We start from the raw sequence: 23416 nt of genomic DNA on the forward strand, positions 1-23416 counted from the left end.
ATAGTTCCGGGATCTACAGGGGAGCGGGTTATGAGTCGTGACTGGGTCGTTTGGCTTTGTTCGTTTTTACTTTTTGCTTGCGGTGCTGTATGGGCAGCGGTGCCGATCCGCAGCGATTTTTTCGTTGTGAGCAACGTGCATGATCTATTTGAGATACTCGGCTCGTTGGCGACAGTAATCGCTGTATGCGTTGCGGCAGCCAATATCAATAGTTGGAAGCATCAAGTTAATGCCGCGGCAGATCTTGAGCTCGCGCGCAAGCTTGTCGCGTGCCTTCATGGATATAGAACTCGAATGCAAAACATGTGGTATTGGGCGGATTTTGCAGTTCAAATGGTAGAAGTCGATGATGAAATAACCGCCAGCGATATGGGGTTTGATGAGAAAAAAATATCACCAGAGATTAAAGAGACAAGGGAGCAACAAATGCAATTAAAGGAGCTTATGCTGCAGTCCCAATCTGCCTGGCGTATCAAACTTGAGTCGGAGGCTGCTGAGATTTTCAAGTTCACGGATCGATGCTTTTTTATCCTTAATAATTCATTTATTTGGATGGGGGCTTATGATTCTAATACTAAACTTGGTGAGAGAATGAATGGATCGATTAATCGGCACTGGTCTTGGTTCGTAAAAAATAATTGCCGAACTCCAGAGCAGGCATATATGTTAATTGATAACTTGATTTCCAGTTTTGAAAAGAAAATTGAAAAGAAACTTATGATTCAATGAGATATTAGTCTATGGCCTATTACTAGCTCCACAGTTACGGCAGTCTTCCCGAAAGCGCTGGGCATCACTGATGAACCGGCCGCAGCCATCGCAATTGAACATTATCATTTTGGGCCTTTTTGGCTTGGCCCACCTGATTCCGGTACCGCGCAGGGCTTCCTTGATGTTCACGTCGTCGCGTTCGACCAACCGGCGGCTATGCGCGTCGATGTAGGGCCTGGGCCAGACCACTGCACCTGATTGACCGAGCTTGCCGATCCAAGTGACGGTGTGAGCCCTCGGCACCACGGCTGCCTTCGACAGATCGCTTGTGAATACTCCGTCCGCACAAAGCCAAATCAGGTTGTTACCGTTCCAGCACTGCGGCTTCTGGATGTAAAACTCGGCTGCGTCGGGGTGTTGGTCCAGCGCCTCGCTCAAGGTGACATTCTGGCAATCGACACCGACTCGCGCCCTGGCATCGACATAGGCCTTGGGCCAGGGGATGTCAGTGTCGCGGTGATCGCAAGCACCATCCCGGCTGAACACTTGGGCCTTGGCCAGATCAGTGACATAACCAGATCCGCCAAAGCCCCAGAACGACAACCCGTCGCCGATGTAGGCGTGGCTGCGGCTGTCTTGCAGGTAGAACTGATCGTCCATGGATTATCTCCGTCAGGCGCCGCCCTCCGGTAGTCGGTGGTGGCATTTTGGTTTGGGTTGGGGTATTAAGCTGCAATGAATTCTTTGTTTATAAGGCGCTCAAGGTGAGACAGTACCCTTCAAAAGAAGAACTAGAGAAAACGTTAGGGGCACCTATCGGCTTTGGTATATCAGATACTGCGATGAAGTTGCGGCGAAATCTTTTGTTGACGTCGGTAGTGGTAATTATTCTTGTATTGGGAGAGATTCAGGCTGGTGCTGATTTTTCATTGTTGGGGGTCAAGCTTACGGGTGTAACCCCATTTAAGTTAATGGTCGGTCTTGCCGTAATGCTCGGATACAACCTAGTTCACTTTGCCTGGTACTGCTATGAATTTTATTCTGAATGGGCAATTCGAATTACAGGTACTAAGCTTGGATTTGTGACTGGGGCAAAATGGGCTTCTGAAGGCGCGGATTATCCAGATGATCCTAAGCAATCGTCGCTGTATACATGGTGGTTGCAGGAGGCACGCTCAATGGGCTCGTACCGGGACCTCCTCGTTAAAGTCGAGGATGGCTTGAAAAGCCTGAACGGGCATGTTGACGAATTACAAAGAAAAGATATGTCCGCAGCCGGATCTGTTACTCGCTCTATTCAGGAAGTGAAAAGCTCTTTAGATCAAATACAGAGATCAGTTGAGTCGACTGAAGGGGTTATATTAAACACTAGAATTCCTGTTTCTTTGGAGAGGTTCGATAATCGTTTTAGACTCTTGTTAAAGTCTCAGAATATTCGAATTGTATTAATTGAAATTGGGCTTCCGCTTGCAGTCTCGGCGTCCTCTGTAGTTTTTCTGATCAGATTTTTCTGTGATCAACAATGAAAGCAACAGGTTTGTATGAGGGCCTGACTATTGACCATTATCAAGCTGTGTCAGGATTCGTCGCCGTCTTCTTCTGCGTCCATTTGAAGCGATTCGGCAAAGCCTACCTGCCGTAATTTGCGCGTGACGTTTTCAGATATGTCGATTTTGTGGCGCTTAATTTCCAGCAGCGGAGCAGACTTTATGGGGCCCAGCGAGTGGGCATGCGCTATGAGCCGTTGAATCGTGCGTGAGTGCTTTGCCTCCCCCAGCTCAGCGGTGAGACTGTCCAGCCTGTCACGCATGCCCTGCCTGAAGTAGTGCCGTATGATCTCCGACGGGCCGTTCACTTTCGGCGGCGCCGGCGGGAGGCCTTTAGGATCTGCGTTTAAAACCAGCAACTGCACGGCTTCGCTGATCTCCTTGAGCCTGTGCCAGTTCATCAGCTCGCTGAGCATGGCCCGGGCGCCGCACTGCACTGTGTGTCGCATTTCCTGTTCGCCCAGTTCCTGGCGCTTCTCCGCGAGCCTGGCCGTTCTTTCTTTCTGTTCGGTAGGGGCTACGCGGCGCATGGCTCGACCTTCACCTGGTTCCAGGCGCCGACCGCTTCGAATATCCGCGCGGCGTGCGCCTCGTCCAGCGATATCGCCTCAGGTATGGCAATCCAGCCCGAGGCCACCATCTGGCTCTGGTTGGCTTCGTCGCGGAGTTTTTTGTAGCAATGCTCGATTACGTCTTCCAGGTGATCGGAGAGGTAGTTGCCATCCGGGGCGACTTCCACCGACTTGCTGTAGCGGTCACCGCGGGCGTCGATACACAGGGCGCTGAGGTAGATCGTCCATCGGTGAGGAATTTCGCAAACGGCCTGGCCGATTTTCCCCGGCGGGATGTTCTTCAGCGATTTGTAATTGATCATGCCCTGGCGGCCGCTGGGATCGATGTTCACCACCGCGACATGGTTGGATGCCAGCAGTGACCGGCATGACCTTGCGATGCGCGCCTGCAGGTTGTGAGGCTTACGTTTGCTCATAATGCCTCCGCCAATTTGCGCAGCACGCTACGCTCAGCCCTGGAAATGGCTGGCTTGCGGCGCTTGAGGATGGTTTCTGGATCAATCTTCACGGATCGCTTGGGAGGGATCGGATTGCCCGCCAGGCTCGGTACCTGGGAAACGTTTCCGCCGGCGGCCAGGAACTGCGCTGTGCGTTCCGATATTGAGTCGGCGTGCTGGCGGTGCTGCTCTACCAGGCTTAAGTGGTTGCTGACGTACATGGCGACCTCACTTGATTCGGATCGAACTGTCACCGCGCTCAAGGTGAGCCCAGGTAGGTTCGGGTAAAAGTTCGTGTTCAGCGTCTTCACCGGCTGCCATACGCTTGCGCACCGCTTCGTTATGCTCGCGTATCTCCTTGAGCTTGGCGGCAATGGCCTTTTTGTCCGGAGCAATGCTCGACTTCACAGTGGTCAGTTCGTCCGGCACTGCATCTTCGTTGTCCACGATCACCCGTTCGCTGCCCATGGCCAGTGTGATGGTGAAGAGCGGACGCTTGATTGACTTGATGTTGGCGGCTTCCATGTTGCGACGCAGGTAGTCGCTGATCTGGGCGACGCTGTTGGACTTGATCCGCTTGAGTTCAGCCAGGCGCTCGATTTCGTTGTCGATAGCCGTCACGTCGCTTTCAATGTTCCGGCGCAACATGACGATGTTGTCAGCCTTGTCGTTGAAGTCGCCTTGCACTTCGTCCATGGCGTGCTGCAGGGCCTCTTTCAGACCCTCATCATCGGTATCAGCCATGGCCTGGAGTTCGGCGAGTTTGCCGGTGAGTGCGTAGAGTTGGGTCATGCTGCGGCCTCCGTGCCTTTTTCAAGCACAGCTTTGCGCTCCTCGAATGCTCGAGTGATTCGCGCGATGAAGGTGGGTTCGTTGCGACGAGTTGCCTCGCGGATGTATTTCACGTTCAGAAGCTTGAGTTCGTGAGTCGTGACGGCCTTGCCAATGGTTTCGACCGCTGAGGCAAGCCAGTCGACACGCTCTTGTTTTTGGCGAAGTATCTCGGCGTCCTTGTCCTCGGCTTTTTCAAGCTTGAACTCTTCGGTGATGGTGTCGACGTAGGTCGGATCGTCGAACATGCCCATGTAGATGTCGGCGGCGAACCCCAACGGCTGCAGGCATTTACCGATGGCGTCCGTCAGCGATTTTTTCGCTGCGTCCCAGTCAGTAAGAATCTTTCCCTGCTGCAGGTAGATAAATGGCGTATGGCCGTAGTGCTGAACCGTGCATTTTTGCCCGGCGTTGCCCAGGTACCAAAGCTCGATTTTTACGGTGTGCAGCTTCGCACAGATCATTGGAGCCTCTGGCCACTCTTTAGTGGGCGCCTGAAGCGGTGCACCTTCGTCAAATCGATCCTCAAGGACATTCCAACCCCAACCCTCACCGCATGGTCCGAAAATCTCTGTTGCCTTGCGCATGAGGTAGGTTGGCCTGATCGCAGTGCCCTTAAAGCCACCCGCGCCAGTGTATTTTTTAGTAGCGTCAGGGTCGGTTGTGTTGACCTGGTCCCAAATTCTCGTGTTCTCGGACATTACTTATTCCTCCAGCCGTCAGCGCGCTTGACCAGTTCCTTGAAGGCAGTCGACGGCAGCCTGCTCATGTATTTTTTGTTGTCGCGATACCATTCTTCCAGGGCGGCTTTGGGCGTCTGGATGGCAACGACGTGGGAGACCTGTTGCTTGTACGAAGTCGAGTTTGAAACCTGAGAGTGGAAGGTCCGGCTCACCACTACAGTGTTGGTCATTCCCTGCTTGACCAGGTTGTTCAGTTCTTCCTGGGATTGAACGGCAATGGCACCGGGGTGCTTCTGCTGGAACAACCGGTAGCAGGCCTCCCGTACAAGCTCGGTACTGCCGTACTCGACATATTCAACGTCAGGAATACCAGCCTCGATCTTCTCCGCCACCTCATCCAAGCGCCCGGTGTCAATCCAGGCGTTTTTCGACACCTGTTTCAAATCCCATCCGCTAACCGTTTGGCGGTCTCGCTCAAGCTGCAGATGCTCGGGGAGAATGTCATAGCCGTAGGTCAGATCGGTGTCGCATACGAAGAGGGTGCCGACGTACAGCTTGCCTGGCCGGGAGGGCAGGATATGGCCGTATTTGGTACCGATGACGTCGCTCATCGGCGGCTGCATACGCAGGCACATGTTGCGGATTTCCGTTTCGTCTTCGTCGGTGAGGCCGGAGACAATGAATTCAACGCCCTGATTCTGCCTATGTGCCGGCGTCTCGTTGATGCACAACACCTCCGCGTCGAACTGGTCGCTATGCCGGAACTCAGGCACCCACTGCTTATTGCCATTCCAGACCTTCACTTCGTACCCGTTCCGGGTCAGTACCAACAGGGCAATTTTGTAGCCCTCGCCGAAGCTGCCGATGGCATCGGCGCGGTCGAACTTAGACGTGCTGCCCAGAACCAGGGTGCTGGCCTCCAGCCTTGCAAAGCGGCTGGTGATGAACAGCTGGCCGTTGGCGAAGGCGTATTCGAAAGGCGACTCGCTATCCAGCGCGTTCTGCACCAACTCCCGGATGGCTTCTTTCAGGCCCCAATGGCGGACGTAGTCGCGGGACAGGGGAAGTTCGTAGGACTTGGACCGGATGCGATCTGCAATAGCTGCGAGCATGGCAATACTCCCGCGCCATCCTTGCGGGGCGCTGTGATGTGTTGGTTATTGAGTGATTCGATCAGCGAGGGCGCTGAGCAACATCAGAAAGGCGCAGACGGAGAGGGCAGAGAAGGAACCGCGCCAGATCAGCATGCGCCTGGTGCGCTTGTGGGGAGTCAAGGCCGAACCCGCACCGCGATGCGACCACCCTTCATGGTTGGCGCCAGGCGCTGTGGCAGATCCCGCACCAGGTCTTCACGCTTGCGGCCGATGAGCTCGTTGAAGGGAAGGCCGAAGCCCAGGATGGCAATGCGGCGCTCGATGTCGTCGAGCTGCTCGTCGATCAACGATTTAACCGGTGCGGTGGTCATGCAGCCTCCTTGCGGTGCCTGGTGATTTTCAGCAGGCGCTGGCAGTAGTGGTTGAATTCTTCGACGGTGATCGCGTCGCCGGTGAGCATGTTGGTGATCATCCGCACGACGACGGCTTGGGCGCCGGGCTCGCTGCTGGGATGCTCAAGTGCTTCAAGTGCCTCATCGATCAGGATGTGCGGACTCATAGGTCGGCATCCACATCGTCTTCGCGCTCTTCCCGTTCTGCTGCTACCGCGTCTTCGGCATACGGTCTCAGCAGCGCAACAGCGATCTTCTCAACCGCCTCAATCGGGCGTTGCTGGCCCAGCAGGTCGGCAGCGTGGGACCGGGCATCGCTCTGGCTGCCGAGCATCGCCGACAGCAGCAGGCGGGCGAACGAATCACGCTGATCCAAGCCGTCGATTTGGCGCTGATTCAGGTGGCCTTGCAGGACCGTGCAGAACCGGTCGAACGTCACCACCTGCGGCTGGCCGAAGCGGCGCTTCCACTTGATGTCGACGCCGCACACCAGGCGCTCTGCCGAATGCTCAAGCCAGTCCGTCACCTCGTCGCTCTCGCTGACCTCTGGAGGCAACTGAGCGTCGTAACGCTCCTGGCAAATCTTCAATGCTGCGTTCATGGTCGCCTCCAAGGTGGCTGTTGTTCACCTGTATTCGTCAACACTCATGCCTCTCGCTGGTTGCCGATGGGCGCGGGGGAGGAGTGCTGACGTAATAGAGGTGGGAAAGGGAGGACAGGTCATCCAACTTCGTTGAAGCTGCGCTTTTATTGCGGGGCAGTTGAGTGTACTGATAGGCTCAAAACAGCGATGTGCGAGATCGCACCGCCAAATAGCGAGATTTTTGAATGTTCAGATTTTTTCTAGCCACTATTTTTTCATTTGTTTTTCTCGGCGTAATTTCTGGTTGCTCTTCCACTGCCGAACAAGAAAAAACACTGAGCGCCGGGCTCGTTGCGCATTTGAATAAATTCAAGACGTACCCGATCGCCTCGCAACTGGCCGGGGTTGAAGGGACAACCCAACTGCGCTTTACGATAGATGGCGACGGAAATGTCGTTTCTTATGAGCTGGTACAAAGTTCAGGCAATGTGGACTTGGACGCGGCCACTCTAGAATTAATCCGTCGCGCCCAACCACTGCCGAAACCACCAGCCGATTTAATGAAAGACGGCCCAATTACGATCATTGCCCCTTTTATCTACTCCCTAGACGGGAATATCTGAGCAGGACTTGCAATCCGCTGCCGTCACTCGATGACCGTCTTCGCATTCAACGACGGAAACGCTGCTGGTGTAGCCACGTTCAGCGTTGAGCCTGTTTGTCTCGCTGATACAGGCGGCCAGGCTCTTGTCGGAAAATACCCGAAGTTCGCCGCGCAGGGTGATGTGGATGACTTTGTTCATGGTCATGCTCCGGGTTGTTTTCCCAATGCCCACCGCTCTGGATGGGCATCAGTGAAAAGGTCCGCACTCAAAAGAAAACGATGCAGTAAGGTCCGTCGTAGCCTTCTTCGCATACAAATGCCTGGGCCTGCCGGGTAGACACCGTCCAGTCTTGAACGTAAATGGTGCCAGCGAAACGGCTTTTGATCATGATTTGCATTTTCTTTTCCTCGTTTGATTTTCCGGATGACCCTGTCGCCAAGGTCATCGAGGAAATCTGTGGGGCCCAGGCCCGCTACTGGCGACGGCCTGGGGTTGTTGCGTCAGCGGTGTTGTCCAATTACCCGCTGCTGATTGCAGGGCTGGCCGGTCGTCTTCGGTGTGGGCTTCGAGCTTCCTACTCACAGCGTCAAACAGCATCTGTTCGCCGTGGATAACAGGTCCTTACAACATGCACGCTACAGCTCTGAATGCCCTGGCTGAGTGGGGCAGGGTGCATGAGGTCCGGCGCGCCCAGCCGAAGCTATCGGGCCCGCTAATTTTTGAATCTGTTCTTGCTGCCGGTGTTACTCGCCACCGCCGGCTGGGCGATTACTTTTGATCGTGCGCCTTGATTACCACCTGGACTTAATCCAGTTCGCACCCGTTGTGTCACCTATCCGCGCCTTGCCAGTGCAAACCCCTCATCTTGGGATCTGGTAGGTGGCGGAATCAGTGCAACCCTCTGTTCGTATCTGCGTGGCCGGTCCGGAGTTTCGGTTGGCTGACGCGCTACGTGACTTTGAGCTGGCAGGGTTCTCCCTGCGATATCCAGTTCCAGAGCTGGCGTGGCATCGGCTGTTTGTTGCTCGCAGTTACCGGATCGGGTCCGGGGTAGTCGATGGCGAGGATCCTGAGCTTTTAAAGAGCGGTTCGCAGCGGCTGTGTGTTGCTGCGATGAAGTGAATATAAGCTCGCTTATTTTATTCGTCAATAAGCAGGCTTATATATTTTCCTGCGGGCGATAAAAAGCCCGCTCAGTGGCGGGCTCTTTTATGAGTCGCAGTACTCGTGCCAGCCGATTCTGACGGTGCCTCCATCCAAATGCTCAACCCTAATACCGGCCGTGTCACCGATCTCCTGGATTACCTGGTGCCAGGCTTCAGGGCTTTCATCGTCGCGCCTGGAGACCTCAACCAACTGAATCCGCTGTACCCGCGGAGAGGCGATCAACCGTTGCAGGCGATGGCCCACAAGCTCGTAGGAGTTTCTCGATTTTGGTGTGGGGTAGGGTGCCTGGATCATGCTTCGCTCCTTGCGAATACTGTATTTGTGTACAGTATTGGTGGTGACATATCTTGGCAAGAGGGCGGCAGCAAGTTTCATGCACAAATGCATATTTCGCACGGCGGAGTCTTTTCGGCAGGCATGAAAAAGCCCGCGCGTAGCGGGCTGTGCTTGAATGCATGGAGCCAAAGCTACTTGCCGGAAGAGGCCCACCGAGCCAGCGTCCAATAGGTTGACTGACCAATCCTTGGCTCCTTTGCGTACTCTGTAGGGCGCTTCAAGCCGACCTGCATAAGATCGTCTCGCACCTGCAGGACAGTCCAGCGAAGATCCCTCGCCAAGTCCTTTTGGTGGAAACAATTTTCCCCCGAGGTTCTGTCAGCCCAGGCGGTGAATTCTGACTGGTTATAGTGAAAGAGGGATTGATTGAAATCGGTAGCGGAAACGCAGCCAAAAGCTGAGCCGTCTAAAATAACCAGGTCGTCGGCTGAGGCACGAAAGGTACCGGGCGCGGCAATGTGTGAGGCTACATTCGCCACCGGGAGCAAACGGTACGCGATCGCACCGATAATGATTGCCACGAGACCAGAGCACAGCGCTACGAACAGCGCATTATTGCCAGCTGCCGAAGCTGCTCCCGAAATTACTTCTACAGACTCCGTGACAGGACTCTGACTTTCTTGGTTGATGGGCCCTGCGTTATCGTCAGGCAAAACATCGGCGCCGCAATGTTTGCACTTTATTGCTGCGCGCTTGATGGTCTCGGCGCACATTGGGCAAATCCTGTCAGAAGAGGCGCCGATCTCAGAGGGCAGCTTTTGTTCTGTATTCGCCGAAACCGACCATACGAGCGCTGCCACCCATCCAAGTGCTGTCCAGCCTAGCAACAGGTTCATCAAAAAAATCGAGTTGCCGTTGCGATGCTTGCGCTTTGCAGCCACGAAGGTGGGCGTGAAATATATGACGAAGGCAGCCATTAGAAGCACAAAGCCGGCCAGTGGACTTCCACTATCCATACCAAAAACCTAGTCCATTGAATTGAGCCAGCACTTTATCATTCGTGGCGTACAGCCACCATTGGCGGCGTACGGATTCAGGTCGGGTAGGGGAGATACAAGAAGCCCGGCGCTGGACCGGGCTTTTGATCAGGAGCAGGTCCCGCCCTTATGGTGCGATCCTGTTCCACCTGTTGGGTGAGTGCCTTTTGGACACGCCGAGGCAGAGAAGGAAGCTATCGAAAGCAGGGCTACCAAGCCAATTACAGCGAATTTTTTCATAGAGCCTCCATGCACTGCGGAATGCAGTATCAGGGCATCGGCGTGTCGAGATATTGCTTGAGTGAAGAAATTCGGTGAATTCAGAAGGACGATGCAATCGCCTGAGCCAGTTGCATGTCGCTCATCAAAGGCGAGCTGTAGGTCGCCCTGTAGTACCTGGAGGCTTGCTCAAACTGAGCGCCGCGAATTTCGCCGTCTGATGCTATGAATGCAAGCGCATCAGTCTTTGCTGATTTGAGTGGTTTTTGCGAATCGTCCGACGTATAGCTCGGTAACGTCGTCAAAGCGGTTGGCAAGATTGATGTGTAGGTCATCACTTTATCGAACGGGGTGGCCTTTTCATTCGCCGTTACGTGGTTGCCGATCAGCACTATCGCAGCGATTGGCAGCGTCTTCCATACGTCCATTCTTCGATGCTTCCATTACGATCAGAGGGCGCCACGATAGCAGAGTAGGGCGCTTGGCAGAAACAAGAAGCCCGGCGCGGGGCCGGGCTATGTTGAGAGTTAGCTGCCTTCAATCGTCTGCGCGAGCCCTTACAAGTTCGGGCGGGTCGCGGCGCTCAACGCCAATGACTACAGCACTCTTAATGCTATCGTCTAAAACCTTCGCGTTGATATTGAGGTAAACCGTGGTTCTTTCCCATTCGGCATACTGCAGAATCTCTTTCTTCTCTGCGTCGAGCGTGATGTCCTGTACGAGCGCTTCAAATTCAAGGGATCCCCTATGTTTGCGAATCTTAACCTTAAACGCTTCCGGGTCAGAAGAGTCAACCCTTAATACTCGGTAGAAGCCATCGAGGCGCCGTTCGGCAGCTTTGCGTCGCGCATTTACCACGAGCTCGTGTGCTTCTTCACCGGTTGTCGTGATCCCTGATACTGTCGCCTCGTCAGCAGTGGCAAACCCCTTAAGCATTTCTGTTTTAGAGTCATATGCCTGCCGAGAGACCTCCTCAAGCTTCGGCTCTCGCACCAATAACTTCGTCATTAGCTCCATTCGCCTAGTTTCTTCTTTCGACGACTGTCGCATCGTTTCGAGGATATTTCGCTGCTCTTCTGTTTTTGCCTCGCCAAGCCTCACCTCCTTACGGTAATCGAGGTATGCGCCATACGAGGCCTTGCCCACCCACAGGACTCCAAGTCCTATGACAGTGATTGCTATCAGCTCTGGTGACATGGTTTCAGCGGCCTTTTGAGCAAATTTCTCCAAAACACCCTGGAAATCGATTTCGAAAATCGACGATCCCTCTTCTACCTTGACAAGGATCTCAAGCTCTTCGCGCTCTTCGCTCGAAAGTTTGCGGGTGTCGTCCGTATCGTACTGCGCTATGGCATACGATTTATAGACGAGATTTTGAAGTTCCAGGAAGGACTTCATGACAGGTGGTGTAATGGTAGCGTCGAATTTTTCCCCAACGAGCCGAACCTCAAGCTTCGGCCAGCCAGAAAGCTTTACTCCACCCTTAAAGCCTCCGTCTTTGAGGTATATCTGGATGGCTTCAAAAGCGTCCGCCTCATTTTTGATAGTTATATTCTGCGCCACAGCATGTCCCTATGTGTAAGTGCGGCGTTATAGCCGCATTGTTGGCATGGCCTCTGTGGGCCTTTAGTTATGGCCTCAACATTACGTCAGTCGGCCTGTCTCCGCACAATCCTTCCTACCTTAACCTCATCCGCGGCCATAGAAGTGGTTCAGCGCGATCAGCTCAATCACAGCCACGAACACGCAGAGCACAACGAACCCAGGGCTGAACACTCGCTTACGACCGGATGAGCTCCAGCTAAGACCAGCTGCGTCGGAGTAGCCGGGGATCATCATAAGCAACGCCAGGCAAGCAATTACCCCAACCTTGCTCCAGAAGGACTGCTCTCGCCATGAGGTCGAAGGTTTTCCAAGGGCGGATGGCATCAGTAAAATTTCTGCAGCGCCTGCACAACCACGCCCACGATCCGGCAGTTCTCGTCCACCGCCTCGATCGGGTAGCTGGGGTTCAGCGGCTTCAGGAACAGTCGACCGCCATCGCTGACCAGCTTCTTGAACGTCGCTTCGTTGCTGTCTGGCAGCTTGGCTACCACGAGCTTGCCTGGGGCGACTTCGGCCTCAGTGTCCACCAGGATCAGAGTGCCTTCAGTGATGCTCTGACCGGCGGGCGCCGTCATTGAGTCACCTTTCACCTTCAGCCAAAACGCTGTGCCCTTGGAGTCGTACTCCGAAAACTCATAGCTGTCAGAGAATCCGGCCGGGTAGGGCTCAACAGCCTCCGCCCAGGCGCCGGCGGCAACCCAGCTGATTACGGGATAGCGGAATGATTTGGTGGGCTGCGCGGCAATAGAGATATTTGACTCGGCAGCGCTTACACCTGTCATTGGCCCGGTATTTTCGGAGAGCCAAATAGCGTTCACACCACACACATGGGCGATCTTCGGCAGGTGTGCGCTTTGAAGGTTCTTTCCGGTCTCCAGCTGGGAGATTACCGGCTGCTCAACACCCACTTTTAAGGCGAGCGCCTTCTGCGTCAGCTTGGCGTGGTTGCGTGCGGTTTTGATTCGTTCGGCGAGTGTGCTCATCAGCTGGAATTTATAAGTTCCCTTATCGGCTTGCAAATAAGTGTCCTTCTACTTAGAATATAAGCAGGCTTATCAGGAGGGTGCTCTTATGACCCCTATCGAAAGGCTCGTCGACTTCTTCGGCGGGCAAACCAAAACCGCTATAGCGCTCGACGTTTCTCAAGCCGCAGTTTCGTACTGGGTTGCCGGGATTCACCCGATGCGCGCCGAAAAGGCTTTCAAGGCAGAAGAGTTGACCGGTGGAAAAATCACTGCTCGCGAGCTTTGTATTCCCGGAAAGGACGCCCAATCCGCCGCCTGACATCTCTGTCCGCCGTTCCATTGAGCAAATGATCGCCTCTGCACCTGCAGGGCGCCACGTAAAGAATTTCGAGGTGTTACATGCAGGACTTGATGAAGGCGATCTATGACGTTGTGGACGACCACGGGGCAGGGCGGATTGCAGAGGGCGCTAGCTTCTCTTCGAAGACGCTGCTTTCCCAAAAGGCGAACCCTGACTACGACAGCCACAAGCTGAACGTCCAGGAGCTGCACCGGATTATGAAGTTCACCCAGGACTTCCGCCCACTGAAGGCTTGGGCCGAGGCTTTCGGCTTCGACTTGGTACCGAAGGACAAGCCAGAAGGAATCAACCTCAACACCGCGCTACTGCGCTTGCACACCGATCTGGCTGACGTGACCCGCCTTGCGTTCGACGCCCAGGCCGATGGCCGCGTTTGCACTCGCGAGAAGTCCGAGCTGCTCAAGGAGGCAGAGGAAGTGATCGTCAGCCTGGAAGTATTCAAGCAGTCCGTGAAGGCGGCCTGAATTACAGACACAAAAAAGCCGACGTACGAGGTCGGCTTTTTCTACAGCAGTAAACAACTGGAGCGAATCATGCACCAACACACCGAATCGATCAATAGCCCCAGCGTTCCGGCGCCACGATTTTCGCAATCTGAAAACGTGGCGCGGACAATGTCGTCTCGGGAAATCGCTGAGCTTACCGGCAAGCGCCATTTTCATGTGACGACAGACATCGAGAGGATGCTGACCGAACTGAAAGAAGATGCCACAGGTTTTCGTGCCATCTACCTGGACAGCATGAATCGTCAGCAGACGGAGTACCTGCTCGATCGCGAGCACACCGACTGCCTGCTGACCGGTTACAGCGCCGCTATGCGCATGACCGTGATTCGCCGCTGGCACGAACTGGAGTCGCAGGTGGCTCAGACTCAACCGCTTTCCACCATCGAAATCCTGCAGATCGCCATGGAGTCTGAAAAGGCCCGCTTGATGCTCACTGCCCAAGTTGAGCAGCAGGCCACGAAGATCCACTCCCTGGAGAACCTCTTCAAGGAAGGCATGACACACACACAATTCTGCAAGGGTCTCAATGGCGTCAATGTCATGCAGGTGGGTAATTACCTGGAAGAGCGCAGTTGGCTCTACAACGAGAGCAAGTCCGGTACCCGTCACCGTGTTGGCTCGTACGCCCGCGACAAGTACATGACCGAGCACCAGGTCGAAGTCACCCCGCACGGCAAAGACCCGTTTATCTCCTACACGCCCGTTCTGTTGAAGAAGGGCGCCGCACGCCTGTACGACCTGTACCTGGCCGGCGAGCTGCCCATGAAGAAAACCTGGGGCGGCCTGTTCACCCACGATAAAGCAGTGCGAGGTGCCGCTTGAGCATGGGCCTTATGGTAGCCGCGATGAAGCTTCGCGTCGGCAACCCATTGCGCAAGCTAGTGCTGATCAAGCTGGCTGACAACGCCAGCGACGTAGGCGAGTGCTGGCCGTCCTATCAGCATATTGCCGATCAGTGCGAGATCAGCAAGCGCTCTGTAATGAACCACATCACCGCGCTTTGTGAGGCAGGACTGCTGCGCAAGGAAATCCGAAAGGGTGGCCCGAAGGGGAACTCATCGAACGTTTACTTCCTGACCCTGGATGGTGGTGGTGCACCTCCTGCACCAGGGGTAGTGCAGCAGATTCACCAGGGTAGTGCAGCAGGTTCACCCCCTAGTGAATCTCCTGCACCAGAGGGTAGTGCAGCAGCTGCACCCAGAATCAGTAACTCTCTTGAACCAGTCATAGAACCGGTCATTGAACCAATTACGCCCCAGGCTACCGCCAAGGTCGTGACGGGACAGGTCGTGCCATTCGTTCCCCAGCAACCACGAGTTGAGATTCCGGCCGACATGCCGGGGCCGAAAGACCAGACCTGCAAAACCTTTAAGGTCTGGGCGAACTACGCCATGGCCTACCGCAAGCGTTACGGCGCCTGGCCAGTGTGGAACGCAAAGATTGGCAAGCAGATGGCGCTGCTGGTTGACCGCCTTGGTGCTGACGTCGCCCACCACGTCGCCGCCCACTTCCTGAAAGCCAGCGATGCCGCCGTTCTGCGTAAGTGCCACAGCGTCAACGAGCTGCTGGTCAACGCCGAGAGCTATCACACCCAGTGGGTGACCGGGCAGCGCGTCAACGGCACAACTGCCCGCCAGATGGAACGAACCGAGGCCAACCTGTCCGCAGCGGAGCAGGCCGCTCAGATGGTTCTGGCCAAACGCCAAGCAGGTGACCGCAATGAATACCTCTGAAATGAATGATCAGCAGGTTGCCGGGCTGGCCGCTGCCATCTGTGCAACCGCCGAGGCCATGGGTCAGGAAATGAACCCAGGCACCGCCGCGATGATGGCTGAAGACCTCTGCGCCTACCCGGTGCCCGTCGTCAAAGCGGCGCTGAAGGCGTGTCGCTTCGAAGTGAAGGGCAAGCTGGCTATGGCTGACATCCTGCAGCGTGTCCAGACCTCCGACGGCCGCCCTGGCAAGGACGAGGCCTGGGCCATAGCCATGACCACCAACGACGAGTTTGAAACGGTGGTGCTGACCGACGAGATCCAGCTGGCTCTGGCCGCGGCGAAACCCATCTTGGATGGCGGCGACAAAATCGGTGCGCGCATGGCGTTCATCGACGCCTACCAGCGGTTCGTGGGCCAGTCCCGCGAGGACGCGAAGCCGGTCAACTGGCACGTATCCGTAGGCTTCGACGCCAGCCGCCGTATCCAGGCTGTGACCAAGGCGATGGAATTGAAGCGAATCCCGCGCGAACACGCCCAGAAGTACCTGGCGGACCTGAGTGTCGAGCCAGTCACCGAAGATGGTCGCGCCATCGCCGGCTTGCTCACCGGCACCGTTACGCGGCCAGCGCCGGCTCTACGAGAAAAGCTCGAGTTGGTGAAGTCATCAATGCTGGAGATGCGCGCCGCCAGCGCTGAGAAAAAAGACGAGATGCGAATCGAGGCTGCCAACGAACTGGCCGACCGCCGCGCATTGCTGATCAAGCAGGCCCAGGAATTGGAGCAACGGACATGACCGTAACCAGCATTCGATACAGCACCGCCCAGGCCAGGCCAAAACCGCAGGCCGGAGACGAACGTTTCCTGAAGGGGCGCGGCGTCACCCAGATTCGCCAGCAGCAGTACAGCACGATGTACCGGGCCTACATGGTCAGTAACGGCCGTCCGGTGTGGGAGTGGGTCGACAAGGGCAGTGAGCAAGATCGCACATCTGAGGCATGGAGCCAGGCAAGGAGGGCGAAGCCATGAAGGGGATATTGATCAATCTCATATTTGCTCTAGTGGCTTCGGTCATGCCCGCGCTGATCATGGCCGTGATGACTGATAGCCGCGTCATTGGGCTGATCGCATACATCTGCTGCCTCGGGTTCTTTTTTGATGTTGGAAGGCCGAAGGCTGATCGTGGGGAGAATTGGCAATGACCGACAAGATCAGCGTCAACTGCCAGGCCAAGCTCACCGAGGCCATCACATGCCTGACCACCATGTACCGGGATAAGAAGTTTGTGGTGGTCTCCCTGCGCCCGGGCAAGGACCGCACCCTCGACCAGAACCGGCTGTGGTTTGGGATGTACAAGCGAATTGCCGAGATGACACAGATCGGTGACGCGGCCGACGCCCGCCGGTACTGCAAGCTTCACTTCGGTGTGCAGATTCTGCTGAACGAGGACGCTGGGTTCCAGGCCGAGTGGTACCGGGTGATGCGTCATCTGCCATACGAAACGAAGCTGGCCATGATGGGCGAATGCCATTTGTTCGGCCCAGACGGTTTCCCGGTGACCAGCCTGTTCAACCGCGCCCAGGGCATCGCTTACACCGACCGCATTGCAGCCCGCTTCACGGGCCAAGGTGTGGTTTTCACTGATCTACTCAGCAAGGAGGCTGCATGATCGCCAAGCAACCCAAACCGAAAAAGTGCAAGAACCCCGGATGCGGCATTAGCTTCCAGCCGCAGCGGATGGGGCAGGCCGTATGCAGCCCGAAGTGCGGCCTCGCCATCAAGGATGTGAACCAGGCGAAGGCACGCAGGTCGCTGGCCCTGGTCGAGCGCCGCGAGATCAAGGTCCGTAAGGAAAAGCTCAAGAGCAGGGCGGACCACCTTCACGAAGCCCAGGCCGCGGTGAACGAGTACGTGCGCCTGCGTGACGCGCACCTGCCGTGCATCAGCTGCGACTCAACGCCCAACGACAATGACCTGATGACCGGCAGCCGCTGGGATGCGGGCCACTACCGATCGGTGGGCGCCTGCCCGGAACTGCGCTTCGAACCGCTGAACATCCACCGGCAGTGCGTGAAATGCAACCGCAACCTGTCCGGCAATGCGGTGGAGTATCGCATTCGCCTTGTGCAGCGCATCGGCGTCGAAAAGCTGGCCTGGCTGGAGGGCCTGCACGCGCCCAGCGAGTACACCGTGGATGAGATCAAGGCCATTAAGGCCAAATACCGGGCAATGACCAGAGAACTGAAGAAGGGGCAGGCAGCATGAACTACCACAACGTGATTTCAGCAGTAGTCCGGGCTCTGGCCGCCGAGACCATCAACAGTTCCGGCGGATGCAGCGTTGAGCCTCGGGTGCAGGCCAGCAAGCTCAAGGGCGAGATATCCGGGAAGGATGCTGCGCTGCTGGCTGACTGCATCGTGCACAAGCTTCTGCATGCCCAGCTTTCTCCGAGGCACTGGAACGCCCTGGTGGCCAAGTACAGCACCCACCGTGGGCGAAAGATCGATTCCATCGGCAGGCTGGTCGCCGTGGTAAAGACCCCAGCACCGCAGCGCTTCACGCAGCAGGCTGTCTTGGTTTGGGCGGTACCGCAGCAGGTGAGGGGCATTCGACGAGCGGCACCCCAGATCAGGGCGCCGAAGCACCGCGAGAACAAGGAAGAGGGCCAGTGGGATTGGCGCAACGCGGCTGCAGACGCTGACATTGCCCGCGCCAACAAGCATGCCCGCGCCGTAGCAGAGGAAAAGCCCGGGGAGATGATTGTCCTGGCCGAGTCGAACTACGACATGACGAATTGGGATGCACAGGGGCTGACAGAGCGCACTTACCAGCGCTGGAACAAGGCGATCAAGGTGGGCTTGGAGTCGCTTGTCAACGAGGCTCTGGTCGAGGCGCAGCACATGCTTGAAGCAGTCGGTGTGCTCGGAAATGAGGCTGCATGAAATAGTCCCTCGAAAGGGCTTGCAATGTCATGTCGTCATGTCGCATTATTCACCCATCCTGTCGCTCCTGCGTGTGTAGGGCTTACAAAAAAGAACCTGGCCATCGCGCCGGGTTTTTTTTTGCCTGAGTTTCACTTGTGGCCAGGACAGCCCTCGGGAAGTCCCGGACATTGATAAGCCGGTAATGCAGCCCTACGGAACAACATTGACGTCCCGAACGTCATCTATCAGTTTTAGGCGCTCTATAGCGCGTCTGCATCCATAGTTAGCTGCTTTTTGAAGATAGCGGATCTTTTCCTGCTTAAGGTTCTGACCTGAAATTTGAGTTGATAGACTCATGTAAAGCTCGGCTCGAATAGCTTTTTCATTGAGAGATGCAATTGCATTTTTTCTCCTGGAATCACTATCCCTATCGCAGCTAGGCATAAGCATTGGCTGCGGATAGTACTTGCTTTGCGAAGTTGTATTTTCAGGTAAGGCGTCAATCAAAGATCGAAACTCGGCTGTTTTTACATCGTCGAAGCAGTAGCTGATCATCTGCATACCTGCTGGGGCGAACCCTTGTGTCAGGCTAGATTTCAATAAAGAGCAGACCTGACCTACAGCTTGCTCTCTGGGTTCAATGCCTATAGCGAGCCGAGCGAGCCGGTATTGTGCGGCTGGATTTCCATCAGCGGCTGAGCGCTTGAGTAGGGGGACGGCCTCCGCCACTAGAGTGCGTAGTTTATTTATGAGTTCTTCTTTTTTCTTTTCGGGAAACTTTTCCTCATTGGGTAATTGATCCCGAATATTGAAAATTTCGTTATCAATTTCGTCAATTTTATCAAGGTAAGGGAGTGCCTTGAAATACAGCGTTTCGGCCTCGGGTGAGGCATCTGGCGACTCCGCGTTTGCGATTGTCGCGACGCAAACCAATAAGGTTAATGATAGAAGTTTGATGTTTCTTTTCGTCATAGCGTCATCCTCGTAATTACCTGCCTGGATCGAGCCAATGCCACAACGCAGTATGCCGGTTGGCGGGCTAACGTTTTCATATTCAGGGCCTCGAAATCAATCAACGTTTTTCTGTTTTCGGCCCCGCCACACCCTTCGCACTGAGCAGGGAGTGCCGCCGGGGCTGACCTATTTCCATCATGCCCCACGGAGTCGAGCGCATGGAGTATCTACAGCGCCTGCTCGACAAGATCGACAGGTTCGAATTGCTGATTGCGGGCCTGATTGGGGCTGTCGTTGCGAGCTGGTGGCACAAGGACGATTTGTCCGACTGGCGCGCTTGGATGGTGTTCTTGATCACCGGGGTTGCCTGCTCGCTGTACCTGACGAGCATGGTAAGCGCGTACCTGAATGTCACTGAGCCCAAGATCGTCGCCGGCATTGGTTTCTTGCTGGGCACGTTCGGCGGTTCCCTCCTGGCAGCAATAAACCGAGCCATCAAAGCCGCTGACCTCTGGGCGCTTATCCGCCAGCGGTTCGGGGGAGGCAACCCATGAATCTTGAACTGATCAACTCCATCGCCTGCGGCCTTATCGCGCTGTGGGCGGCCTGGTGCGTACTGAGCGGGAAGGTGAGGGACGGCATTCTCGGGAAGCTGATCTACTCGACGATCGCCATCACCGGTTTCGTTGTGATGGTACGCAGCCAGAACATCTTCTTCGGCCCGACCACTGCCGGCCTGACGTTGCATGTCGCCCTGGCCCTGGCCGGTGCACGGCATATCTTCATGGTCACGTACTGGCAGCGGGTGATGGTCTGGCTGTGCCGGACGCTGAACTGCGAGCACTGCCTGAACTGTAACAAGGCACCTGGCGGTGTCGAGCGCAGAGCCAAGTAATGCGAGGGCCTACCATCCCCCTGGAAACCACTGACGGGCGAGGCTTACCGTCACACGCAAAGCATGCTGACTTTGATCACACTCCAACTGCTGATCTTCGGGCGTTGCGGGTTTGCGCCACCTGAGATTTGCCGTTAAACCTTTGGCGTAAGATTGCTCAAATTCGGTATTCGCTTCTTTGGTAAGGCGCATGGCTTTCGCATAGTCCGCCTCAAGGTCATCAGGCAGCGATTCACAAGCCAGTTTGGCTTGCTGATACCTAACGGCATACATGTAGCCGTCAGTTGGGGCTTCGTCGTAGCTGTAGCGAGAGGGCTCCACAGCCATTGCTGGGCCAGCGATAAGTAAAGCGATGAGATACAGGCGTCCGTGCATGGGTTTGAAGTCTCGAAAAAATCAAATTTGGCGGAGTATACCTGGCTCATCCGCGCCACGTTTTCGAATGCGCCAAATCTTGGCGCGGATTAAAGTTACCTGCTCAGTCAACCTACTTATCCATTCATACGTGCCGCCAGTAAGGCTCGCTCCTTGCTTAGAGGTTTGAGCACCGCGGGTTGCTCTCCGATTTTCATGAACAGGAAATAATGGTCCTGATCATCGTGCAGGATACGGTAGACGTCAGCTGTTCTGTCAGTGCTAGGCGAAGTCAGCTTGTCCACAATCAATGTGTAAGCGCTAACTCCCAGCTTCTCCAAAGCTGTCTGCAGCTCTGCGTCAATCCGTGATCGCCATTTTTTCATGTTGTGTCGATATGCTAGGACTGCAAGCACGATTGCCATTATTGGCATTACGCCGACCGCGAAGACGGTAAATAACGTATCCATGATCTCTCTTTGTTAAATAAGAAAACTGTTCATGAATACCCGCAAGCTTGAAAGGCGGCAAGAGAAGGTCACGATATGATTCGACCAATGCCGCCACTATCGCTGCTTGAATTGTCCGACTTTGGTGTTCGCATTACCCCAGCTCCCGAGGTATGGGAATGGCTCCAAGCCGAGATCCTTGCCGACACCGGCAGCATTCACAACGAAGACCATGCCCATCTGCTGGATGCTGACATCCGGATCATGTGGGCGTCGTCGAGCTTCGAGAAGCAGGGCCGCACTGTCCTGGGCCAAGCCGAGCAGGTAGCGTTCCGCGCCGGCGGTTGGCAGAAAGCCCGGATGGAGCAGCAGATGCGTGACTGGTTCGGCGATGTGCCGGCTTTCATCATCACGCTGGCCGCTGACTACTGCGCCCAGTGCAGCGACCTTGAGTTCTGCGCCTTGATCGAACACGAGCTGTATCACCTGGCTCACGCGACCGACAAGTACGGTCAACCAGCATTCACCCAAGACGGTGCACCGAAGATCAAGCTGCAGGGCCACGACGTCGAAGAGTTCGTCGGGGTTGTCCGCCGCTATGGTGCTAGCCCTGACGTTCAAGCGTTGGTGGATGCTGCAAACAGTCCTGCTGAGGTGGGGAAATTGAACATTGCGAGGGCCTGCGGAACCTGTCTGCTCAAGTCGGCCTGATTCCATGACAGGTATTGACGGATGACAACCATATGGCAGTACTACGAAGCGAGGTCAAAGCCTTCATCGTTCAGGCTCTGGCCTGCTTCGATACGCCGTCCCAGGTGGTAGCAGCGGTCAAGACAGAATTCGGGATTGAGATCACCCGACAGCAATGCGAAACGCACGACCCGACAAAGTTTGCCGGGCAGAAGCTCGGCAAGACCTGGGTGGACCTGTTCCACGCTGCTCGCAAGCGATTCCGTGAAGAGACAACCGATATCCCCATTGCCAATCGCGCGTACCGACTTCGCGGTCTTGGGCGGCTGGCCGAGAAGGCTGAGAGCATGCGCAATCTGGCGCTGACTGCTCAGTTATATGAGCAGGCCGCCAAAGAAGTGGGCGATGCCTACGTGAATCGCCGCCTTGAACCTGAAAAGCCTTTGGGCTCCCACGCTGACCAGCAGCACGCCGTTGCTGAGTACACCCTGGAGCCTGATGAGAATGTCCCCGCTACCCCGTACCTATGACCCGCCGGTAAAGCTGACGCCGAAACAGGCGAACATTTACTGCTGGGGCTTCCAGCCTCAGGCGCGTTTCCGCGATGCTGTATGTGGTCGACGGTTCGGCAAGACGTTCTTGGGCAAAGCTGAGATGCGCCGCGCAGCTCGCCTGGCTGCTGAGTGGGGCGTGAGCGTCGAGGACGAGATCTGGTACGGCGCGCCTACGTTCAAGCAGGCCAAGCGCGTGTTCTGGCGCCGGCTGAAGCAGGCGATCCCTGAAGCGTGGCGTGCACACCGCCCGAACGAAACTGAATGCTCGATCACACTCAAGTCTGGCCACGTCATGCGTGTGGTAGGGCTCGACAATTACGACAACTTGCGCGGCTCCGGTCTGTTCTTCGTCTTGGTGGATGAATGGGCGGACTGCCCGTGGGAAGCATGGGAAGAAGTCCTTCGGCCGATGCTCTCGACCTGCCAATACTCGATACCGGGCATCGGCATGCGAAAAGGTGGTCACGCGCTGCGCATCGGCACGCCGAAGGGCTTCAACCATTGCTACGACACGTTCCTTGATGGCCGGCCAGGCCATGAGCCCGATCACAAGAGTTGGCTCTACACCTCGCTCGACGGTGGCAACGTTCCGGCTGAAGAGCTGGAAGCTGCCCGCCGCAAGATGGACCCTCGGACCTTCCGGCAAGAATACGAGGCCAGCTTCGAGAACTACCAGGGCGTCGTCTACTACACGTTCAATCGTGAGGCGAACCGAACCAGCGAGACGATCAAGTGCGGCGAGACGCTGCACATCGGCATGGACTTCAACGTCATGAAGATGGCCGCCGTGGTGCATGTCATTCGTGACGATTTGCCATTGGCCCTCAGCGAGTTCTCCGAGGTGCGTGACACACCGGAGATGATCGAGAAGATCAAGCTTCGCTTCCCTGATCACAGCATTGCGATCTACCCAGACGCCAGCGGCCAGAACACAAGCAGCAAGAGCGCGAGCGAGTCTGATCTATCACTGCTCAGGAAGGCTGGTTTCACCGTAGTGGTGGATTCGACCAACCCCGCGGTTAAAGACAGGGTCAACGCCATGTGCGCAATGTTCGCCAACACGTATGGCGAGCACCGCTACCTGGTCAACGTTGACCAATGCCCGAAATATACGCAGTGCCTGGAGCGGCAGATCTACACGGATAAGGGTGAGCCCGACAAGAAGGCCGGATACGACCACCTCGTGGACGCCCCTGGCTACTTCATTGCCAAGCGCTACCCGATCAAAACACGCACAGGCGGAACACGCCGAATTGGAGGCTTGGCCTGATGCCAGTGCAATCGACAAACCCC

The 23416-nt window shown here is 55.8% G+C and carries 38 protein-coding genes and 1 pseudogene; 18 read left to right on the forward strand and 21 right to left on the reverse strand.

Annotation, left to right across the window (positions count from 1 at the left end; genetic code table 11):
* The first annotated feature begins 30 nt into the window (after nucleotides 1-30).
* Nucleotides 31-729 carry a hypothetical protein gene (locus QRN41_RS14770; protein ID WP_285421719.1) on the forward strand — a complete coding sequence of 233 codons (699 nt, stop codon included), beginning with the start codon at nucleotides 31-33 and terminating at the stop codon, nucleotides 727-729.
* Nucleotides 730-738: 9 nt separating this feature from the next.
* Here the strand turns inward: QRN41_RS14770 and QRN41_RS14775 are convergent, their stop codons facing one another.
* On the reverse strand, nucleotides 739-1371 hold the full coding sequence (locus tag QRN41_RS14775) for a hypothetical protein (RefSeq protein ID WP_285421720.1): 633 nt from the start codon (nucleotides 1369-1371) through the stop codon (nucleotides 739-741).
* 104 nt (nucleotides 1372-1475) lie between these two features.
* Here QRN41_RS14775 and QRN41_RS14780 point away from each other — a divergent pair, with 104 nt between their 5' ends.
* Nucleotides 1476-2237: a hypothetical protein gene (locus QRN41_RS14780; RefSeq protein WP_285421721.1), complete on the forward strand. Its 762-nt coding sequence runs from the start codon at nucleotides 1476-1478 to the stop codon at nucleotides 2235-2237.
* Between the two features lie 50 nt (nucleotides 2238-2287).
* Here the strand turns inward: QRN41_RS14780 and QRN41_RS14785 are convergent, their stop codons facing one another.
* From QRN41_RS14785 to QRN41_RS14825, 9 genes are all read right to left on the reverse strand, one after another.
* A complete protein-coding gene (locus QRN41_RS14785) occupies nucleotides 2288-2788 on the reverse strand; it encodes a hypothetical protein (RefSeq protein ID WP_285421722.1) in 501 nt (166 codons plus the stop codon).
* Nucleotides 2776-3246: a hypothetical protein gene (locus QRN41_RS14790; RefSeq protein WP_285421723.1), complete on the reverse strand. Its 471-nt coding sequence runs from the start codon at nucleotides 3244-3246 to the stop codon at nucleotides 2776-2778. The genes QRN41_RS14785 and QRN41_RS14790 overlap by 13 nt, the downstream gene beginning before the upstream one ends.
* Nucleotides 3243-3488 (reverse strand): hypothetical protein, encoded by a 246-nt coding sequence (locus QRN41_RS14795; protein WP_285421724.1) that lies wholly within the window; start codon nucleotides 3486-3488, stop codon nucleotides 3243-3245. Before QRN41_RS14795 ends, QRN41_RS14790 begins: the two co-directional genes overlap by 4 nt.
* A gap of 7 nt (nucleotides 3489-3495) precedes the next feature.
* Nucleotides 3496-4059, reverse strand: a complete 564-nt coding sequence (locus tag QRN41_RS14800; protein ID WP_169868905.1) for a siphovirus Gp157 family protein — start codon at nucleotides 4057-4059, stop codon at nucleotides 3496-3498.
* A complete protein-coding gene (locus QRN41_RS14805) occupies nucleotides 4056-4799 on the reverse strand; it encodes a hypothetical protein (RefSeq protein ID WP_169388695.1) in 744 nt (247 codons plus the stop codon). The genes QRN41_RS14800 and QRN41_RS14805 overlap by 4 nt, the downstream gene beginning before the upstream one ends.
* Nucleotides 4799-5893, reverse strand: a complete 1095-nt coding sequence (locus tag QRN41_RS14810) for a hypothetical protein (RefSeq protein WP_285421725.1) — start codon at nucleotides 5891-5893, stop codon at nucleotides 4799-4801. Before QRN41_RS14810 ends, QRN41_RS14805 begins: the two co-directional genes overlap by 1 nt.
* 158 nt (nucleotides 5894-6051) lie before the next feature.
* On the reverse strand, nucleotides 6052-6246 hold the full coding sequence (locus QRN41_RS14815) for a hypothetical protein (protein ID WP_012724020.1): 195 nt from the start codon (nucleotides 6244-6246) through the stop codon (nucleotides 6052-6054).
* Nucleotides 6243-6434: a hypothetical protein gene (locus tag QRN41_RS14820; RefSeq protein ID WP_003218303.1), complete on the reverse strand. Its 192-nt coding sequence runs from the start codon at nucleotides 6432-6434 to the stop codon at nucleotides 6243-6245. The genes QRN41_RS14815 and QRN41_RS14820 overlap by 4 nt, the downstream gene beginning before the upstream one ends.
* Nucleotides 6431-6868, reverse strand: a complete 438-nt coding sequence (locus QRN41_RS14825; RefSeq protein ID WP_285421726.1) for a hypothetical protein — start codon at nucleotides 6866-6868, stop codon at nucleotides 6431-6433. The genes QRN41_RS14820 and QRN41_RS14825 overlap by 4 nt, the downstream gene beginning before the upstream one ends.
* Before the next feature lie 329 nt (nucleotides 6869-7197).
* Here QRN41_RS14825 and QRN41_RS14830 point away from each other — a divergent pair.
* A pseudogene (locus tag QRN41_RS14830) lies at nucleotides 7198-7473 on the forward strand (energy transducer TonB family protein); the annotation flags it as partial.
* On the opposite strand, the gene QRN41_RS14835 reads toward QRN41_RS14830, so the two are convergent.
* The 8 genes from QRN41_RS14835 to QRN41_RS14870 all read right to left on the reverse strand — a co-directional run bounded on the left by QRN41_RS14835 (nucleotide 7456) and on the right by QRN41_RS14870 (nucleotide 12742).
* Nucleotides 7456-7653 (reverse strand): hypothetical protein, encoded by a 198-nt coding sequence (locus QRN41_RS14835; protein WP_181079741.1) that lies wholly within the window; start codon nucleotides 7651-7653, stop codon nucleotides 7456-7458. The pseudogene QRN41_RS14830 and the gene QRN41_RS14835 overlap by 18 nt on opposite strands.
* A 67-nt stretch (nucleotides 7654-7720) precedes the next feature.
* The gene (locus QRN41_RS14840) at nucleotides 7721-7852 is read right to left on the reverse strand and encodes a hypothetical protein (RefSeq protein ID WP_285421727.1); all 132 of its coding nucleotides are present in this window, start codon (nucleotides 7850-7852) and stop codon (nucleotides 7721-7723) included.
* 812 nt (nucleotides 7853-8664) lie between these two features.
* Complete coding sequence (locus tag QRN41_RS14845) at nucleotides 8665-8916, reverse strand: DUF1654 domain-containing protein (RefSeq protein WP_285421728.1); 252 nt, start codon at nucleotides 8914-8916, stop codon at nucleotides 8665-8667.
* A gap of 173 nt (nucleotides 8917-9089) precedes the next feature.
* The gene (locus tag QRN41_RS14850; protein ID WP_285421729.1) at nucleotides 9090-9914 is read right to left on the reverse strand and encodes a superinfection immunity protein; all 825 of its coding nucleotides are present in this window, start codon (nucleotides 9912-9914) and stop codon (nucleotides 9090-9092) included.
* Between the two features lie 341 nt (nucleotides 9915-10255).
* Nucleotides 10256-10582 (reverse strand): DUF2388 domain-containing protein, encoded by a 327-nt coding sequence (locus QRN41_RS14855; protein ID WP_285421730.1) that lies wholly within the window; start codon nucleotides 10580-10582, stop codon nucleotides 10256-10258.
* 109 nt (nucleotides 10583-10691) lie between these two features.
* Nucleotides 10692-11717 carry a hypothetical protein gene (locus QRN41_RS14860; RefSeq protein WP_285421731.1) on the reverse strand — a complete coding sequence of 342 codons (1026 nt, stop codon included), beginning with the start codon at nucleotides 11715-11717 and terminating at the stop codon, nucleotides 10692-10694.
* Nucleotides 11718-11843: 126 nt separating this feature from the next.
* The gene (locus QRN41_RS14865) at nucleotides 11844-12083 is read right to left on the reverse strand and encodes a hypothetical protein (protein ID WP_285421732.1); all 240 of its coding nucleotides are present in this window, start codon (nucleotides 12081-12083) and stop codon (nucleotides 11844-11846) included.
* Entirely contained in the window at nucleotides 12083-12742 is a 660-nt protein-coding gene (locus QRN41_RS14870; protein ID WP_184744050.1) for a LexA family protein, read from the reverse strand. The genes QRN41_RS14865 and QRN41_RS14870 overlap by 1 nt, the downstream gene beginning before the upstream one ends.
* 88 nt (nucleotides 12743-12830) lie before the next feature.
* On the opposite strand from QRN41_RS14870, the gene QRN41_RS14875 reads away from it, so the two are divergent.
* The 10 genes from QRN41_RS14875 (at nucleotide 12831) to QRN41_RS14920 (ending at nucleotide 18245) form a co-directional block, all read left to right on the forward strand.
* Nucleotides 12831-13043: a transcriptional regulator gene (locus QRN41_RS14875; protein WP_285421733.1), complete on the forward strand. Its 213-nt coding sequence runs from the start codon at nucleotides 12831-12833 to the stop codon at nucleotides 13041-13043.
* 80 nt (nucleotides 13044-13123) lie between these two features.
* Entirely contained in the window at nucleotides 13124-13549 is a 426-nt protein-coding gene (locus QRN41_RS14880; protein ID WP_285421734.1) for a phage regulatory CII family protein, read from the forward strand.
* A gap of 69 nt (nucleotides 13550-13618) precedes the next feature.
* The gene (locus QRN41_RS14885) at nucleotides 13619-14413 is read left to right on the forward strand and encodes a Rha family transcriptional regulator (RefSeq protein ID WP_285421735.1); all 795 of its coding nucleotides are present in this window, start codon (nucleotides 13619-13621) and stop codon (nucleotides 14411-14413) included.
* Complete coding sequence (locus QRN41_RS14890; RefSeq protein WP_285421736.1) at nucleotides 14410-15324, forward strand: helix-turn-helix domain-containing protein; 915 nt, start codon at nucleotides 14410-14412, stop codon at nucleotides 15322-15324. Before QRN41_RS14885 ends, QRN41_RS14890 begins: the two co-directional genes overlap by 4 nt.
* Complete coding sequence (locus QRN41_RS14895; protein ID WP_285421737.1) at nucleotides 15311-16099, forward strand: hypothetical protein; 789 nt, start codon at nucleotides 15311-15313, stop codon at nucleotides 16097-16099. Before QRN41_RS14890 ends, QRN41_RS14895 begins: the two co-directional genes overlap by 14 nt.
* On the forward strand, nucleotides 16096-16332 hold the full coding sequence (locus QRN41_RS14900; protein WP_213549558.1) for a hypothetical protein: 237 nt from the start codon (nucleotides 16096-16098) through the stop codon (nucleotides 16330-16332). Before QRN41_RS14895 ends, QRN41_RS14900 begins: the two co-directional genes overlap by 4 nt.
* Nucleotides 16329-16505 carry a hypothetical protein gene (locus QRN41_RS14905; protein WP_213549560.1) on the forward strand — a complete coding sequence of 59 codons (177 nt, stop codon included), beginning with the start codon at nucleotides 16329-16331 and terminating at the stop codon, nucleotides 16503-16505. The genes QRN41_RS14900 and QRN41_RS14905 overlap by 4 nt, the downstream gene beginning before the upstream one ends.
* Nucleotides 16502-16972 (forward strand): hypothetical protein, encoded by a 471-nt coding sequence (locus QRN41_RS14910; protein ID WP_285421738.1) that lies wholly within the window; start codon nucleotides 16502-16504, stop codon nucleotides 16970-16972. The genes QRN41_RS14905 and QRN41_RS14910 overlap by 4 nt, the downstream gene beginning before the upstream one ends.
* Nucleotides 16969-17568, forward strand: a complete 600-nt coding sequence (locus QRN41_RS14915; RefSeq protein ID WP_285421739.1) for a recombination protein NinG — start codon at nucleotides 16969-16971, stop codon at nucleotides 17566-17568. Before QRN41_RS14910 ends, QRN41_RS14915 begins: the two co-directional genes overlap by 4 nt.
* Nucleotides 17565-18245 carry a hypothetical protein gene (locus QRN41_RS14920; RefSeq protein ID WP_285421740.1) on the forward strand — a complete coding sequence of 227 codons (681 nt, stop codon included), beginning with the start codon at nucleotides 17565-17567 and terminating at the stop codon, nucleotides 18243-18245. The genes QRN41_RS14915 and QRN41_RS14920 overlap by 4 nt, the downstream gene beginning before the upstream one ends.
* A gap of 192 nt (nucleotides 18246-18437) precedes the next feature.
* Here QRN41_RS14920 and QRN41_RS14925 read toward each other — a convergent pair whose 3' ends face one another.
* Nucleotides 18438-19199: a hypothetical protein gene (locus QRN41_RS14925; RefSeq protein WP_010211439.1), complete on the reverse strand. Its 762-nt coding sequence runs from the start codon at nucleotides 19197-19199 to the stop codon at nucleotides 18438-18440.
* Between the two features lie 200 nt (nucleotides 19200-19399).
* On the opposite strand from QRN41_RS14925, the gene QRN41_RS14930 reads away from it, so the two are divergent.
* Both QRN41_RS14930 and QRN41_RS14935 read left to right on the forward strand, forming a co-directional pair.
* Entirely contained in the window at nucleotides 19400-19735 is a 336-nt protein-coding gene (locus tag QRN41_RS14930) for an MFS transporter (RefSeq protein WP_167418423.1), read from the forward strand.
* The gene (locus QRN41_RS14935) at nucleotides 19732-20076 is read left to right on the forward strand and encodes a hypothetical protein (RefSeq protein ID WP_285421741.1); all 345 of its coding nucleotides are present in this window, start codon (nucleotides 19732-19734) and stop codon (nucleotides 20074-20076) included. The genes QRN41_RS14930 and QRN41_RS14935 overlap by 4 nt, the downstream gene beginning before the upstream one ends.
* 9 nt (nucleotides 20077-20085) lie before the next feature.
* Here the strand turns inward: QRN41_RS14935 and QRN41_RS14940 are convergent, their stop codons facing one another.
* Nucleotides 20086-20451 carry a hypothetical protein gene (locus QRN41_RS14940; protein WP_285421742.1) on the reverse strand — a complete coding sequence of 122 codons (366 nt, stop codon included), beginning with the start codon at nucleotides 20449-20451 and terminating at the stop codon, nucleotides 20086-20088.
* A 116-nt stretch (nucleotides 20452-20567) separates the two neighbouring features.
* Nucleotides 20568-20900 carry a hypothetical protein gene (locus tag QRN41_RS14945; protein ID WP_285421743.1) on the reverse strand — a complete coding sequence of 111 codons (333 nt, stop codon included), beginning with the start codon at nucleotides 20898-20900 and terminating at the stop codon, nucleotides 20568-20570.
* Between the two features lie 75 nt (nucleotides 20901-20975).
* On the opposite strand from QRN41_RS14945, the gene QRN41_RS14950 reads away from it, so the two are divergent.
* The 3 genes from QRN41_RS14950 to QRN41_RS14960 are packed head-to-tail and all read left to right on the forward strand — an operon-like array spanning nucleotide 20976 to nucleotide 23393.
* On the forward strand, nucleotides 20976-21590 hold the full coding sequence (locus QRN41_RS14950; RefSeq protein WP_285421744.1) for a putative metallopeptidase: 615 nt from the start codon (nucleotides 20976-20978) through the stop codon (nucleotides 21588-21590).
* Nucleotides 21591-21622: 32 nt separating this feature from the next.
* On the forward strand, nucleotides 21623-22099 hold the full coding sequence (locus QRN41_RS14955) for a DUF2280 domain-containing protein (protein WP_034097514.1): 477 nt from the start codon (nucleotides 21623-21625) through the stop codon (nucleotides 22097-22099).
* Nucleotides 22074-23393: a phage terminase large subunit family protein gene (locus QRN41_RS14960; protein WP_285421745.1), complete on the forward strand. Its 1320-nt coding sequence runs from the start codon at nucleotides 22074-22076 to the stop codon at nucleotides 23391-23393. The genes QRN41_RS14955 and QRN41_RS14960 overlap by 26 nt, the downstream gene beginning before the upstream one ends.
* The last annotated feature ends 23 nt before the right edge of the window (nucleotides 23394-23416 follow it).

It is taken from the genome of Pseudomonas sp. efr-133-TYG-23, assembly GCF_030209215.1.
GTDB classification, from domain to species: Bacteria; Pseudomonadota; Gammaproteobacteria; order Pseudomonadales; family Pseudomonadaceae; genus Aquipseudomonas; species Aquipseudomonas rhodesiae.